The organism is Comamonas sp. HJ-2 (assembly GCF_053615495.1).
Map to the genome: position 1 here is coordinate 177,718 of NZ_JBSIFD010000001.1, position 13,797 is coordinate 191,514.

General features: G+C 61.9%; 15 protein-coding genes. 5 read left to right on the forward strand and 10 right to left on the reverse strand.

Features of this window, described 5'->3' with window-relative positions:
• The first annotated feature begins 76 nt into the window (after positions 1-76).
• A complete protein-coding gene (locus ACWGXF_RS00810; protein ID WP_452101640.1) occupies positions 77-688 on the forward strand; it encodes a hypothetical protein in 612 nt (203 codons plus the stop codon).
• A gap of 11 nt (positions 689-699) precedes the next feature.
• On the opposite strand, the gene ACWGXF_RS00815 is transcribed toward ACWGXF_RS00810, so the two are convergent.
• The 6 genes from ACWGXF_RS00815 to ACWGXF_RS00840 form a co-directional block, all read right to left on the reverse strand.
• The gene (locus ACWGXF_RS00815; RefSeq protein ID WP_452101641.1) at positions 700-1,914 is read right to left on the reverse strand and encodes a methyltransferase; all 1,215 of its coding nucleotides are present in this window, start codon (positions 1,912-1,914) and stop codon (positions 700-702) included.
• Between the two features lie 33 nt (positions 1,915-1,947).
• Entirely contained in the window at positions 1,948-2,472 is a 525-nt protein-coding gene (locus ACWGXF_RS00820; protein WP_034348967.1) for a GNAT family N-acetyltransferase, read from the reverse strand.
• A gap of 267 nt (positions 2,473-2,739) precedes the next feature.
• Positions 2,740-4,179, reverse strand: coding sequence for a coniferyl aldehyde dehydrogenase (locus ACWGXF_RS00825; RefSeq protein WP_003064341.1), 1,440 nt, complete (start codon positions 4,177-4,179; stop codon positions 2,740-2,742).
• A gap of 180 nt (positions 4,180-4,359) precedes the next feature.
• On the reverse strand, positions 4,360-4,716 hold the full coding sequence (locus ACWGXF_RS00830) for a hypothetical protein (protein WP_012837300.1): 357 nt from the start codon (positions 4,714-4,716) through the stop codon (positions 4,360-4,362).
• 29 nt (positions 4,717-4,745) lie between these two features.
• Positions 4,746-7,358 (reverse strand): ATP-dependent chaperone ClpB, encoded by a 2,613-nt coding sequence (clpB, locus tag ACWGXF_RS00835; RefSeq protein WP_034359764.1) that lies wholly within the window; start codon positions 7,356-7,358, stop codon positions 4,746-4,748.
• Between the two features lie 131 nt (positions 7,359-7,489).
• Entirely contained in the window at positions 7,490-8,410 is a 921-nt protein-coding gene (locus ACWGXF_RS00840) for a helix-turn-helix domain-containing protein (RefSeq protein WP_452101642.1), read from the reverse strand.
• Between the two features lie 123 nt (positions 8,411-8,533).
• Here ACWGXF_RS00840 and ACWGXF_RS00845 point away from each other — a divergent pair, with 123 nt between their 5' ends.
• The gene (locus ACWGXF_RS00845) at positions 8,534-9,427 is read left to right on the forward strand and encodes a DMT family transporter (RefSeq protein ID WP_256629892.1); all 894 of its coding nucleotides are present in this window, start codon (positions 8,534-8,536) and stop codon (positions 9,425-9,427) included.
• Positions 9,428-9,586: 159 nt separating this feature from the next.
• Here the strand turns inward: ACWGXF_RS00845 and moaE are convergent, their stop codons facing one another.
• Entirely contained in the window at positions 9,587-10,051 is a 465-nt protein-coding gene (gene moaE, locus ACWGXF_RS00850) for a molybdopterin synthase catalytic subunit MoaE (protein WP_256631309.1), read from the reverse strand.
• Positions 10,052-10,104: 53 nt separating this feature from the next.
• Here moaE and ACWGXF_RS00855 point away from each other — a divergent pair, with 53 nt between their 5' ends.
• Positions 10,105-10,359: a hypothetical protein gene (locus tag ACWGXF_RS00855; RefSeq protein WP_003057869.1), complete on the forward strand. Its 255-nt coding sequence runs from the start codon at positions 10,105-10,107 to the stop codon at positions 10,357-10,359.
• A gap of 3 nt (positions 10,360-10,362) precedes the next feature.
• Complete coding sequence (locus ACWGXF_RS00860) at positions 10,363-10,689, forward strand: hypothetical protein (protein ID WP_256629891.1); 327 nt, start codon at positions 10,363-10,365, stop codon at positions 10,687-10,689.
• Between the two features lie 68 nt (positions 10,690-10,757).
• Here ACWGXF_RS00860 and ACWGXF_RS00865 read toward each other — a convergent pair whose 3' ends face one another.
• From ACWGXF_RS00865 to ACWGXF_RS00875, 3 genes are all read right to left on the reverse strand, one after another.
• A complete protein-coding gene (locus tag ACWGXF_RS00865) occupies positions 10,758-11,345 on the reverse strand; it encodes a hypothetical protein (protein ID WP_256629890.1) in 588 nt (195 codons plus the stop codon).
• Complete coding sequence (locus ACWGXF_RS00870; protein WP_012837293.1) at positions 11,342-11,692, reverse strand: GIY-YIG nuclease family protein; 351 nt, start codon at positions 11,690-11,692, stop codon at positions 11,342-11,344. The genes ACWGXF_RS00865 and ACWGXF_RS00870 overlap by 4 nt, the downstream gene beginning before the upstream one ends.
• Before the next feature lie 171 nt (positions 11,693-11,863).
• Complete coding sequence (locus ACWGXF_RS00875) at positions 11,864-12,430, reverse strand: TetR/AcrR family transcriptional regulator (RefSeq protein WP_041744441.1); 567 nt, start codon at positions 12,428-12,430, stop codon at positions 11,864-11,866.
• 95 nt (positions 12,431-12,525) lie between these two features.
• On the opposite strand from ACWGXF_RS00875, the gene ACWGXF_RS00880 reads away from it, so the two are divergent.
• Entirely contained in the window at positions 12,526-13,719 is a 1,194-nt protein-coding gene (locus ACWGXF_RS00880; protein WP_256629889.1) for an MFS transporter, read from the forward strand.
• Positions 13,720-13,797 lie beyond the last annotated feature (78 nt).

Below are 13,797 nucleotides of genomic sequence, written 5' to 3' on the forward strand. Positions count from 1 at the left end.
GCCGATCCACTGCGAATTGGCGCAGATTCACACCAGTGTCATCGTCAGCTCATGCAATAGCGCATCCGCACTTGTAATGCGCCAGACAGAAGCAGCCATGATTTTGCAGAAAACCGCCAAGGCCCAGGAGGAACTTCAGCCCGGATCGCGCCAGCTGCCGCAGCGCGCGCGCTCCCTGCTGTTGCTGGCCGGCGGCAAGAGCATGGAAGAACTTGCTGCCATGCTGGGCAGCGATCATGCCGCACTGGCCCAGCAATTGGTGGAACAGGGATATCTTCAACTGATGCCAACCAGCGCCTCCAAAGAGCGCAGCCTGGCTACTCATCGAGCACCGCCTCTCGCCAAAGTTGGAGACAGCCCGGCCACACCAACCCTGGCGCCAGCCGAAGAAGCCACTGATTCGACACCAGCCATCAATATGGCGGGCACGCGCATGTATTTATTCGATATGTGCGAGCGCCTGTTTGCCAACCGCCATGAGGCCCTGGCCCAGACATTGCGCACCCAGCTGCGCGAGGCCAGAGACCTGACCAGCTTGCGCAGCGCCGGTATCAGCCTGCTGACTGCGGTAGAGGAATATGCAGGCGAAGAGCGCGCACATTCGCTGCGCGAGAGGCTGGCGGCCCTGCTGGCGCACGGGGAAGCCGCTGATCCACCCTGCCAGGAACTGCAAGGCGCAGCGGCCTAGCAGCCTGGCTGTCAGCCCGCCTTGGCCAGACGCCAGAGCGAGGTCACTTCGGCAGAGCGCGCAATGTGCAGAGGGTCCTCTCGGTCCTGTACCTTGCCATGATGCGGGGGAACATCTTCACGCCCCAGCACCTTGAGTCCGGCGGAGTCAATCCAGCCCAGCAGCTCGTCACGCGTGCGCAGCTTCAGATGCTCGGCCAGGTCGGAGATGATGAGCCAGCCTTCACCACCCGGCAGCAGGTGTGCCGCCAGCCCTTGCAGAAAGCCGCGCAGCATGCGACTGTCTTCGTCATAAATGGCCTGATCGAGCACCGATGCTGCCTTGCCCGGCAGCCAGGGCGGGTTGCAGACAATCAGACCGGCCTGCCCTTGCGCAAACAGATCGGCATGCTGCAGCTCAACCCGGCAAGCATGACCCAGGCGCTGCAGATTCTCGCAGGCGCAGGCCAGCGCACGCTCGCTGGTATCGGTGGCGACCACCGACTTCACGCCGCGCTTGAGCAGCAATGCCGAGAGCACGCCCGTGCCGACACCAATATCCCAGGCCTGTTGAATACCGGCTGCGGGAATGCTCGCACGCGCCACCAGATCGAGATACTCGCCGCGCACGGGCGAGAAAACACCGTAGTGCGCATGAATGCGGGCGCCATCCAGGGCAGGAATCTCCACCCCCTTCTTGCGCCACTCATGGGCGCCGACCACCCCCAGCAGATCGCGCAGCGGCACCAGCACGGACTGCGCTTGCACTTCGGCCGGAACTGTGCCCCAGGCCTCGGAGCAGGCCTGACTCCAGTCAGGAGCCCGGCGCAAGGCGCAATGCCATTGCACATCCAGCTCGATCAGAATGCTGGCCAACATGCGTGCACGCTGGGCCTGGGACTGGCGGTACAGATGAAAAGCATGGGGAAAGCCTGCTGCAGCAGGGCTCTTTGCCGGGCTCTTGCGTCGCGACTTCTTGTCCAGCCGGCGGCCCAGTGCCAGCAACAACTGACGCGCATTCTGAAAATCACCGCGCCACAGCAGCGACGCACCTTCGCTGATATGGCGAAACGCCGTATCAGCGGGCATGGTGTCATCGGCAACTTCGATGCGGCGGGGCTTGGGCAGGCTGCTTTCGCTGCGCCACAAAGCCGTATGGGCCTGGGCTTGCTCCTGCCATTGCAGCAGGTCGAAAGCAGATGCGGGAGCGCAGACTGAGGCCGCGAGCTTGCTGTTGGGAGACGTCACGGCCTGTCTTTCAGTGAGTGCTGAACGCTGTGATCAGCCGTTCAGAGGACGCTTGACGCGCACTTCTTCAATCTTGATGCTGCCAATCACAGCCGTCTTGGCCGTGGACATTTCACGCTTGAAGCCTGCCATTTCATGGAAACGCAAGGCACGCTCGTTGCGCAGCGGAATCCAGGCTGTCACATTGGTGCAGCCTTCTTCCAGCAAACCATCTCGGGCGGCATCCCACAGGGCAACGCCAACACCTTGATTCCAGTGCGAGGGAGCTGCATAGATAGCCCAGATCTCGCCGGTGGTCTGGCGGGACTTTTCATCACGGGAACGGTCAAAGCCGACAAAGCCAACGATCTTGTCGCCGTCAATGGCGACCTGGACCTGTGGCTCACAGTATTCAATAGCTTCGCGCCAGTAAGCCTGGCGCTTTTCAACCGAGGACATGGCCTTCAGTTGATCATCGGGAACCAGACCTCGATAAGCCTCCAGTGCGGAAGCAGTATGGATCTGGGCAATCGCTTTTGCATCGCGAAGAGTAGCGGGACGGACCTGGATACTAGACATGGAAAAACCGGGGCGGAAACATGTAAGAATAGAAGGGCGTAATTGTCTACAGATTCAGAGTTTTGGCACGCGGTGCAGTGGTTAGCCATTTGCTCAACTGCGGCTGTTCGCAATTTCTTGCTATGGCGCAATCTATGTGCTATGCGCTCCACTAAGCAGAGCAGCAAGCCCGCAACCATCAATGGTTTGCGTCACATTTGATGACAATCTGGCAAGCGCTCACGACAGCACCGAAGCGCTCAATCCCTGTTCGACGGCCAAGAAACTTCAGAGCCAGCGTCGCATGAAGTCCATCACCCGGTCGAATTTTTCCCCGAACGGCGGGTACAGCAGGGAAGTCGCCGCCCAGCGCGACTGCACGAAAACCGCCTTCTGGTGCACAAAGCGCAAAAAGCCCTGCTCTGCGTGATAGGCACCCCAGCCGCTGTCGCCGACACCGCCGAATGGCAAGTTCTCATGCGCCACATGCAGCAAGGTGTCGTTCACACAAACGCCTCCGCTGACGGTGCGCATCAACACCGCATTGCGCTCGGCCTCGTCGTTGCCAAACCAGTACAGCGCCAGCGGGCGCGGGCTGGCGTTGATGGCATTGATCACGTCTTCGATATGCTCGTAGGAGATCACAGGCAGGATGGGGCCGAAGATCTCTTCCTGCATCAGTTGCATCTCACCCGTGGCACCGAACACCAGCGCCGGAGCGAACTGCCTCTCCACGGCCTCGCCCCAGGCCGTGGTGTCACCGTCCGCAGCCGGGGCAGCCGCTTCATGCATCCAGTGCACCTGCGCTCCCAGACTTTGCGCCTGGCGCAGCATCTGCTTGAGTCGTGCCAGATGGCGCTTGCTGATGATGGCCGTGTAGTCCGGGTTGCCCGAGATGCGCGGGTACAGCTGCTGCACCGCCGCCTGATAGGCCTCGGCAAACTCCTGCTCCTTGCCGCGCGGCAGCAGCACATAGTCGGGAGCGATGCAGGTCTGCCCGGCATTGACCAGCTTGCCATAGGCCACCTTGAGCGCAGCGGCCTGCATATCGCAGTCCTGCGCAATGATGCAGGGCGATTTGCCCCCGAGCTCCAGTGTGGTGGGCGTCAGGTGCACGGCTGCCGCCTGCGCCACACGCCGCCCCACGGCCGTGGAGCCGGTGAACAGCAGATGATCGAATTGCAGACCCGAGAACTGCGTGGCCACGGCCACGTCCCCCTCGATCACGCAGAACTCTTCGGGTGCAAAGAACTGGGCGACCAGCTCGCCCATTTTTGCCGAGGTATGCGGCGTCAGCTCGCTGGGCTTGAGCATCACGCGATTGCCCGCCGCCAGAGCCGTGATGGCCGGCGCCAGCGATAGTTGCAGCGGATAGTTCCAGGGCGAGATGATGCCCACCACGCCCAAAGGCTGGCGCTCCACCCAAGCCTTGCCTGGCTGCAGCATCAGCGGCGTGCGCACGCGCTGACGCTTGCTCCACTTGGGCAGATGCTTGAGCGTGTGCCTGAGCATATTGCGCACCAGCATCAGATCCAGCATCTCGGTCCAGCGCTCGGAGCGCACGCCAAAGTCCTGCTCCACCGCCGCGCACAAAGCCGGGCCGTTCTCGTCCAGCATCTTCTGCAGACGCAGCAGCCTCTCCCGGCGCACCAGCAAAGGTACATCAACCTGCGTGCGGCTGGCTTGGTACTGCAAGTCAAAAATGCGGTGCAAGTCCATGTAGTTCATGCCTGTCTGAAAATCCCAAGATCACAGTCCCGACCATACCGCGAGACTGCGTAAACACAGCGTAAAAAAAGAGCCTGATGCAACACTGCACAGGCTCTTGTGTGTTGACCGCGAAACAAGCCTGCGGCCCTTTATTGCCTCACCTGCTCCAAAGTATGAAGCCTGTGTAAGCGCTTGTCATTACGACTCGTGCACCTCGCGCGGCTGCACATCGGTCACATCGCCGGCACCGGGCAGAACGCCGCGGCGCCCGCGGGCTTCACGCTCATCCTTCTTGGCATCGGCATTGCCCGACGATTGCGCCATCCACTCGGCCCCCGAGCGGTACACCGTCTGCCAGCCGGCAAAGGGGCTCATGGCACCCATGCTCATGGGCACCACGGGCTGGCCCGTGAGCCTGGCCCACAGGGCGCGCGCACCCCAGGCCAGGGCGATGAGGCAGGCCACGGCCATCAGGCACAGGAAAAACACCAGGCCCACCAGCATCAGCATGATGCGGACGGCCCAGCGGGTTGCAGTGGCGGCGAAATCGTTCAAAGCAATACCTCTTTCTAGGGTTCAGGTCCTCAGGCAGCGCCTGCGGACTCGAACCGGAACACCCCGGGATCATTCACCGGGTCGACTGTCACAGCTATCGTACTCTTGGGCGGGAATTTCCCCTCAAGTAACAACTTGGACAGCGGGTTTTCAATACGCTGCTGGATTGCGCGCTTGAGCGGACGGGCACCGAACACGGGATCGAAGCCCACCTTGGCCAGTTCGGCCAGGGCCTGCTCGGACACCTGCATGCTCAGTTCCATCTTCTGCAGACGGCTTTCCAGCAACTTCAGCTGAATCCTGGCAATCGCCTCGATGTTCTTGGCATCCAGTGCATGGAAGACCACGGTTTCATCGATACGGTTCAAGAATTCGGGTCGGAAATGGTTTTTAAGTTCCCCCCAGACCGCTTCCTTCACATCATCGGCATCCTCGCCAACCATGGCCTGTATCAGATGCGAGCCGATATTGCTGGTCATCACGATCACGGTGTTCTTGAAGTCCACCGTGCGGCCCTGGCCATCGGTCAACCGGCCATCGTCCAGAACCTGCAGCAATACATTGAAGACATCAGGGTGGGCTTTTTCCACCTCGTCCAGCAGCAGCACGCTATAGGGCTTGCGGCGCACGGCTTCCGTCAGGTAGCCGCCCTCTTCGTAACCCACATAGCCGGGAGGCGCACCGATCAAGCGTGCCACAGAGTGCTTTTCCATGAACTCACTCATGTCAATACGCACCAGATGGTCCTCGCTGTCGAACAGGAAGCCTGCCAGCGCCTTGCACAGCTCGGTCTTGCCCACGCCCGTAGGGCCCAGGAACAGGAAGGAGCCAGTGGGGCGATTGGGATCGGACAGACCCGAGCGCGAGCGGCGAATGGCATTGGCCACGGCGCTGATCGCCTCCTCCTGGCCCACCACGCGCTCGTGCAGCTTGTCCTCCATGTGCAGCAGCTTGTCTTTTTCGCCCTGCATCATCTTGGCCACGGGGATGCCAGTGGCACGACTCACCACCTCGGCGATCTCCTCGGCTCCGACCTGGGTGCGCAGCAGCTTGTTGGCCGTCGCGCCGTCCTGGCCCTCTTCCTTGGCCTGGGCTTCGTGCAGCTGCTTTTCGAGTGCCGGCAGCTTGCCGTACTGCAGCTCGGCCACCTTGTTGAAGTCGCCCTTGCGCTTGAACTCCTCGATCTGGATGCGCAACTGATCCACTTCCTTGCGGATCTGCTCAGAACCCAGGGCGCTGGCCTTCTCGGCTTTCCAGATTTCCTCGAGGTCGGCGTACTCGCGCTCCAGGCTTTCGAGCTCTTCCTCGATCAGTTGCAGACGCTTTTGTGAAGCCTCGTCCTTCTCGCGCTTCATGGCCTCGCGCTCGATCTTGAGCTGGATCATGCGGCGTTCGAGCTTGTCCATCACCTCGGGCTTGGAGTCCATCTCGATCTTGATCTTGGCCGCGGCCTCGTCGATCAGGTCAATGGCCTTGTCGGGCAGGAAGCGGTCGGTGATGTAGCGATGGCTCAACTCCGCAGCGGCAACGATGGCAGGGTCGGTGATATCGACGTTGTGATGCGCCTCGTACTTCACCTGCAGGCCGCGCAGAATGGCGATGGTGTCCTCCACCGAAGGCTCGTCCACGATGACCTTCTGGAAGCGGCGCTCCAGAGCGGCATCCTTTTCGATGTACTTGCGGTACTCATCGAGCGTGGTCGCCCCCACGCAATGCAGCTCGCCACGCGCCAGCGCGGGCTTGAGCATATTGCCGGCGTCCATGGCGCCATCGGCCTTGCCGGCGCCCACCATGGTGTGGATTTCGTCGATGAAAAGAATGATGCGGCCTTCGTCCTGTGCGATTTCCTTGAGCACGGATTTGAGGCGCTCCTCGAAGTCGCCGCGGTACTTGGCACCAGCCAGCAGGCCCGCCATGTCCAGCGACAGCACGCGCTTGTTCTGCAGGCTCTCGGGCACTTCGCCGGCCACGATGCGCTGGGCCAGGCCTTCGACAATGGCGGTCTTGCCCACGCCGGGCTCGCCGATGAGCACAGGGTTGTTCTTGCTGCGGCGCTGCAGCACCTGGATGGCGCGGCGGATTTCATCGTCGCGGCCGATCACGGGATCGAGCTTGCCGCTGCGGGCGCGCTCGGTCAGATCCAGCGTGTATTTCTTGAGCGCTTCGCGCTGGCCTTCGGCTTCTGCACTGTCCACGTTCTGACCTCCTCGCACGGCATTGATGGCTGCCTCCAGGCTGGATTTGCTCACGCCGCTCTGCTTGAGCAAGGCACCGGCACGCGTGGCCGAGCCTGCGGCATCGGCCAGCGCCAACAGAAACAGCTCGCTGGCGATGAACTGGTCACCGCGCTTGAGGGCTTCTTTTTCGCTGGCCTGCAGCAGCCGAGCCAGCTCGGAGCCGACCTGCACATCGCCTTGCTGCTGCACGCGCGGCAGATCAGCCATGGCCTGTTCTGCCAGGTTTTTGAGTTGTTGCACATTGCCGCCGGCGCGCTGCAACAGCGCACGCGGGCCGTCGTCCTGGCGCAGCATGGCCACTAACAGGTGCAGAGGGTCGATGGTGGATTGATCAGCACCGAGCGCCAGGGACTGCGCGTCGGCCAAGGCTTCTTGGAATTTGGTCGTCAGTTTGTCAATTCGCATGGTTTGTCGCTTTCGCTCCAATCAGATTCATTGCCATTTATCTGATAGTCAAACAGGTGGTTTCAAGACCCGAATGCGCAAAAAACAGCAAAAAGCAGATCCGCAACCGCCCTGCTTGCGGTATATCAAGTTCAAGCATCGCGCCAGCACCGAGCCAGTTGCGTAGGAGTAAGCCCATAGTGCTTGCGAAAGCTGCGCAGCAAATGACTGGCATTGGCAAACCCCGTTTCGGCGGCCAGCCATGCCAGCTGCGGCGTGCGTCCTCTTGCACCGCCTGCGCTGCCCAGCAGGCGGGCGCAGACCTGCTGCAGACGTCGCTGCATGACCCAGTCATGCACGGTGCAACCCATGCTTTGATGGAACATGCGGGCAAAGTGATATTCGGACAAGGCCACGACCTGCGCCAGCGCGGGCAAGCTCAGGGCTTTGCTGTCGGCCAGATGAGCCTCCACATAGTCAAGCACCTTGCGCCGGGCCGTGGATGACAGGCCACCCAGTGGTTTCAGCAGCTTGTGCCGCTGCCAGGGCGCCGCCGCCTGCAGTACCAGCCGGTCCAGCACTTGCTGACTCAGGCAGTCCGCCTGCCATATGTCGTGAGCCCCACTCCAGTCCAGTCGCCACAGCGACTGTGCCCATTGCGCATAGATTGGGTCTAGGGAATAAATCTGCGGTGTCAGCGTAATGCTTCGCGGCTCGGCATCCAGCAGGCGCACCACACGGTCGGCCCAGGCAATATCCGAAACATACAGGTGCAGAAACTGCACAGGCTCGCGCACCAGCCAGCGCGATTCATGCTCGGCCGGGAGAACGCAAAAGCGCCCTGCTTCGCCTCGGGCCAGTGCATCGTCCTTGAGTTGCGATCCCTGACCTCCGGCCAGATAGACAGACAGCGTGTGATGGCCTTGCTGGCGGTAGTGCACCTCATCATCGTGATTGGCCCAGATTGCCAATTCCAGCGACTGGCTCAAACCCGCTCTGCGCCTGATCTGGGCACGTGACCGAGCCAGTACATGACTCAGATGCGAAGGGGCGGATACAACGCTGGCGGGCATGCCTGCATTGTGGCGCCAGTCATCTGGCCGCGCTTGCTGCAGCGCCACAAAACCGCAGGAATGTGCAATGCAGAGCCAATCCAGGCGCGCAAGATCTGGTTCTTCCAAGCACCAAGACTTGCCATGCTTTTACCTCTTTATGCCCTGGTCGTGCTGATCTGGGGCTCCACCTGGATCGCTCTCAAGATGCAGCTGGGCAGCGTACCCGTAGAGCTGTCCATCGCCTATCGCTTTGGTCTTGCCTCCCTGGTGCTTTTTGCCTGGCTGCTGCTGACCCGCCAGTGGCGCGTCCCCCGCGGCGCAGCCATTCCACGCGTGCTGGGCCAGGGACTATGCCTGTTCAGCCTGAACTTTGTCTGCTTCATGCACGCCAGCGAGACCCTGACCAGCGGTCTGGCTGCCGTGGTGTTTTCCAGTGCCAGCATCTGGAATGCATTTCTGGCGCGAGTCATCGATGGCCGCAGGCTTGCGCCCAATGTGCTCGCAGGCAGTGCTCTGGGCCTGACGGGTCTGGTGATTCTGTTCTGGCCGGAGCTGCAACAAGGTCAGCACGCCAGCTGGCAAGGTCTGTTGTGGGCGCTGGGTGGAACGCTGTGTTTTTCCTGCGGGAACATGCTTTCTGCATCGCTGCAGGGCCTGGGCTACAAGCCGCTGCACACCAATGCCTGGGGCATGCTGGCCGGCACGCTGCTGCTGGTGGCGTATGCGCTGATCGCCGGTCTGCCCTGGCACTTTGACACCAGCCCGCAATACACAGGCGCGCTGCTGTATCTGGTCATTCCCGGCTCGGTGATTGCCTTTACTGCCTACCTCACACTGGTGGGTCGACTGGGCCCCGAGAAAGCCGCCTATGCCACGGTGCTGTTTCCCATAGTGGCGCTCAATATCTCGGCTGTGGTGGAAGGCTATGAATGGACTGCTGTGGGACTACTGGGCTTGGCCCTGGTGATGGCCGGCAATGTGCTGGTCTTCAGGCCGCCACGCTGGCTGCAAGGCGTGAAGCTACAAAAGACATAGCGGTTTGCGCTTGACAGATCAGCGCAATAGCGCTTTTTGACTCTACAGCGCGACAAGGCCCTTGCACCCGGAACAAGCAGGCTACGAGCCAGAGACACCAAGCAAGGGCAGACCCGCCGCGCAGGTGTCGTCTCCCTTGGGGGAAGGCGCGTCAGCGACTCAGGGGGTAGCCCATCTCGCCAGCGCCTGTTCATCACTGACACGCGCATCCACCCAGCGTGCGCCTTGCTCGGTCTGCTCTTTCTTCCAGAACGGCGCTTCGGACTTCAGATAGTCCATGATGTACTCGCAGGCCTCGAAGGATTTGCCGCGGTGGGCGCTGGTCACCGCCACCAGCACGATCTGGTCCATGGGCTGCAGCAGGCCGATGCGGTGAATCACGCGCGCGCCATAGATCCCAAAGCGCGCCACGGCCTTGTCGATGATGGCCTCGATCGACTTCTCGGTCATACCGGGGTAATGCTCGAGCTCCATGCTGGAGACGACATCGCCCTCGTTGCGGTCGCGCACCGTGCCGACAAAGCTGCAGACCGCGCCCACGCGCGCATCGCCGGTGCGCAGGGCGGCAATCTCGGCCGAGAGGTCAAAGTCCTGAGTCTGAATGGATACACGTGCTTCGGTCATGCCTGCATTGTCGCAGGCCAGCATGGGCATGTCTGGCGCATTAGCATTGGGTCATGGCCACACAAACCATCAATCTGCCGGAGTACACGCTGTACCCCTCTCCGCGCAACGAGCACCGGATGATTTTCGAGTTCCAGCTCTTTGTGCCCTATCCCTATGAGCTGATCCACCTGCCCGACTATAACTTCAAGGGCAAGGCCACGCTGTTTGCTGCCCACCGCAAGCGCGACAACAAATCGGGCCAGCTCATTACCTGCGAGCTGGCCGTGGACATAGAGCGTTTCGAGCGCCTGTTCGAACCAAGCTAAGCCATGGACGACACCAGCCAAATTCAGCCGCCGACCAGCTTTGCCGAGCTGTTTCGCACGCGCAGCGGCAAGCTGTCCGTACCGATTGCCGAGGTAGTCGCACGCTATGAGCTATGCGAAGACCTGGCAAGCCACCTGACCGAGCAGGCACAGACGCTCTATCACTCGGGCAACTCCTCCGAAGAACAGGTGCTGCTGGGCATGCATGCGGGCCTGGCCGCAGAAGGCTCGGTCGTCACCGCGCCTGAGGCGGGCTGGATCGTGCAGCGCCTGGCCGAGCTGCTGGAATGGCGTACACCGCAGTTCTGCACTCCCGAAGACCCTGCCTGAAATCCCGGACGGAACCGGTTCTCAGCACTTTCAGGCCCGCATTTTTCGCTTCAAACTCCGGAGCTAGATCAGAAGGCTCCGACAGGCGCATGCAGACGCTGCCAGGCCAAGGCCCGCCAGGCAGGCGTTCCATAGGCAGCGACCAGATCTCGCCCGATGGCGACCCAGGCCGGATCGGCCGGGTTCAAGCCCAAAGCCTCGATAAATGGCGCTTGCACGATGAAGCACTGGCGCCGATAAGGCAGCAAAAAGCCATCCGCCTGCTGTGCAAGCACACTGCGCGCCTGTGCGTACTCGCTGAACCAGATGTGCAGAAGAATGCCGCTACGCGGCACATGCCAGAAGCTGCCCATGTCATCACCCGGGGCCGCCAGCGTCCCCAGCACCCGACGCGCCTGCTCCCAGCCGGCAAAGCCGACCTCGCGCGCCGCCTGATGCAAATGGTCGCGCAATGTGGCCGAGCCCGCAGCACCCTCGCGCCGCGCACGGTTCAGGCGCACGCGGGCGCGCACCTTGAGTTCGTCGACCAGGGCCTGCGGCGAAACGAATCCGGAAACAGAACCGGCCCCCGTGGCCGAACCCGACGGATCAATGGCTGCAGCACCACCGAGCAGCGCTTGGCCTGAACACATGGCATTCACGGTTTCACTGCTCATGGCTGTACCCCTTGCAGCTCTTGCTGCCACAGGGAAAGCAGGGCCTGAAGTTCGGCGTCATAGTCGAACAAGGGGTCGTCGCGCTCCTTCACGCGGTCCAGTACCTCAAAACGAAAAGCCTGTGCGCCATGGCAAGCCCAGGCCTGGGCCAGTGCCGCATCGCGCCGGGAGCCATTGCTCAGCTCGAACCGCAGGCGGTTGAGTATTGCGTCCACGTTACGGCTGGCCCCCAGGCGCAACAAGTCAGCGGCATCGCAGCGCACCGCGTAGATACCCATGGCGGGAAAAGCCTGTTTGTAGTCCCGCGTCAGCGCGCGCCGCGCCTGGGGATGGAGAGATGAAGTCATGACAGTGCTCCAGGTTGCATCGGAGCCTCCCGCGCTGGGCCCCTAGAACAACCATGGTCTGACAGAACATCGAAATCGAGCGTGAACACGCTGTCGAAAGCAAGGGTGAGAGCCTCTTGTGCGGGCAGGCGCCCCTTGGCACCTGTGAGCCGCGATTCTAGGGCAAGCGCCTCAGACCTGCTCAGGCACCAGTTGTTCGACCAGCTTGCGCCCGAACGCCACATCGGGCTGCAGACCATAAAGAATGCGATAGACGATGGGTGCCACCAACTGGTCCAGCATGGTGTCTACATCAGGACCCGACTCGCCACGCGCCCCCGCCCGACTCAGCACAATGCCAAGCTGGTCGCGAATGATGTCCACGCAGGCGCAGGTCACCTGGTCTTCCTGGGTTGCCACCAAGGTATCGCGCAGCAAGGTTCGTCCCAGGGGAGAACCCATTTCCTCGATGTATTGCTCGGTCCAGGCCTGCAGATCGCCATGCAGGCTGCCCGTGTCCGCAGGCTCGGCAATGGGACGGATGCGCTCCAGCGCCACATCGGCCAGCAACTGCGGCAGATCGCCCCAGCGGCGATACAGCGTGGAAGGCGTCACGCCGGCCTCGGTGGCTATCAGGGGAAAGGTCAGCTCCTCGCGAGGCATGTGCTCCAGCAGTTTCCTCACCGCCTGATGCACGCTGGCCTGTACACGGGAGCTGCGCCCGCCCGGCCGGGATTGGACTGGGTCTTTTGCAATCATGGTCATTAAAGCTAAATATTTGCGTTAATGATGAATTAACGCAGAATACGCAAACGCAAAAAATTTGCTTTTATGGTAGCGGAGCCAGCTTTTCCATGTCCACATCCTCTGTATCCCTGACTGCGGTATCCAGCACCCGCAATATGGCTGCTGTCGCCCTGACCCTGGCCAGCTTTCTGGCGGCATCCAGCGCTCCCACGCCCTTGTATAGGCTCTACCAGCAGGCCTGGGGCTTTTCCTCGGGCATGCTGACCCTGATCTTCGCGGTCTATGCTTTCAGCCTGCTCATCGCCCTGCTCACCATGGGCGCGCTGTCCGATTACCTGGGCCGGCGCCCCGTCATTCTTGCTGCCTTGGGACTGGAGGCGGTCTCCATGCTGATGTTCGCCCATGCACAGGATGCGCAGGCCCTGCTCTGGTCGCGTGTGGTGCAGGGTTTTGCCACCGGCATGGCGAGTGCAGCCCTGGGCGCGGCCCTGCTCGATCTGGACCGTGAACGCGGTGCGTTGATCAATACGCTGTCTCCCATGCTGGGTATGGCAGCCGGCGTGTTCGGCGCCAACCAGCTGGCCAGCCACGGCCATGACGGCTTGCACCAGATCTACTGGTGGCTGCTGCTGGTCTTTGCGGCATCGGCCTGGGCCATTGCCGTGATGCCTGAAACCGTCAGCCGCCGCAGCGGAGCCCTGGCCTCCATGCGCCCTCGCATCCGCCTTCCCGCGCATATCCGCCCTGCATTCCTGCGCATGGCACCGCTGGATATCGCTGCCTGGGCGCTGGCGGGCTTTTATCTGTCGCTAGGCCCCACCCTGCTGCGTGTGATCACCGGCTCCACCCTGATGGCAGGCCTGGCCGTGTGCATCAACACCCTGAGCGCCGCAGCGGCCATCTGGCTGCTGCGCCACTGGACGGCCCAGCACATGCTGCGCTTCGGTGGCTCGGTTCTGCCGCTGGGCATCGTGATTCTTCTGCTGGGCGTGGCCAGCCACAGCCTGATGCTGATGGTGGCCGCCTCCATCATTGCCGGTGCGGGCTTTGGCGTGGGCTTTCAAGGGGCGCTGCGCAGCGTGCTGCCGCTGGCCGAGCCACATGAACGCGGCGGCCTGCTGTCCACCATCTATGTGCTGAGCTATCTGGCCTTCAGCCTGCCGGCCATCGCCGCAGGCCTGCTGACCCAGAGCCTGGGGCTGGTGCCCACCACCTATGGCTATGGTCTGACGCTGATAGTACTGGGCTTGCTGGCACTGGCTGCCACAAGGCAGAAAGCGGTCACCCGTCATGGCGCATAAGCTGTGCGTTGCGGTCTTGCTCTACATTGCCTGACTCATTCGTCCCCGACCTCCATCAAAAAAGCCGTGCAGCAAACG

What these genes read in the sequence shown, in the direction of transcription:
- ACWGXF_RS00810 (WP_452101640.1), top strand. Translation starts at nt 77, where the DNA reads ATGCGCCAGACAGAAGCAGCCATGATTTTGCAGAAAACCGCCAAGGCC.
- ACWGXF_RS00820 (WP_034348967.1), bottom strand. Translation starts at nt 2,472, where the DNA reads ATGTCTAGTATCCAGGTCCGTCCCGCTACTCTTCGCGATGCAAAAGCG.
- ACWGXF_RS00825 (WP_003064341.1), bottom strand. Translation starts at nt 4,179, where the DNA reads ATGAACTACATGGACTTGCACCGCATTTTTGACTTGCAGTACCAAGCC.
- clpB (WP_034359764.1), bottom strand. Translation starts at nt 7,358, where the DNA reads ATGCGAATTGACAAACTGACGACCAAATTCCAAGAAGCCTTGGCCGAC.
- ACWGXF_RS00840 (WP_452101642.1), bottom strand. Translation starts at nt 8,410, where the DNA reads ATGCCCGCCAGCGTTGTATCCGCCCCTTCGCATCTGAGTCATGTACTG.
- ACWGXF_RS00845 (WP_256629892.1), top strand. Translation starts at nt 8,534, where the DNA reads ATGCTTTTACCTCTTTATGCCCTGGTCGTGCTGATCTGGGGCTCCACC.
- moaE (WP_256631309.1), bottom strand. Translation starts at nt 10,051, where the DNA reads ATGACCGAAGCACGTGTATCCATTCAGACTCAGGACTTTGACCTCTCG.
- ACWGXF_RS00855 (WP_003057869.1), top strand. Translation starts at nt 10,105, where the DNA reads ATGGCCACACAAACCATCAATCTGCCGGAGTACACGCTGTACCCCTCT.
- ACWGXF_RS00860 (WP_256629891.1), top strand. Translation starts at nt 10,363, where the DNA reads ATGGACGACACCAGCCAAATTCAGCCGCCGACCAGCTTTGCCGAGCTG.
- ACWGXF_RS00865 (WP_256629890.1), bottom strand. Translation starts at nt 11,345, where the DNA reads ATGAGCAGTGAAACCGTGAATGCCATGTGTTCAGGCCAAGCGCTGCTC.
- ACWGXF_RS00870 (WP_012837293.1), bottom strand. Translation starts at nt 11,692, where the DNA reads ATGACTTCATCTCTCCATCCCCAGGCGCGGCGCGCGCTGACGCGGGAC.
- ACWGXF_RS00875 (WP_041744441.1), bottom strand. Translation starts at nt 12,430, where the DNA reads ATGATTGCAAAAGACCCAGTCCAATCCCGGCCGGGCGGGCGCAGCTCC.
- ACWGXF_RS00880 (WP_256629889.1), top strand. Translation starts at nt 12,526, where the DNA reads ATGTCCACATCCTCTGTATCCCTGACTGCGGTATCCAGCACCCGCAAT.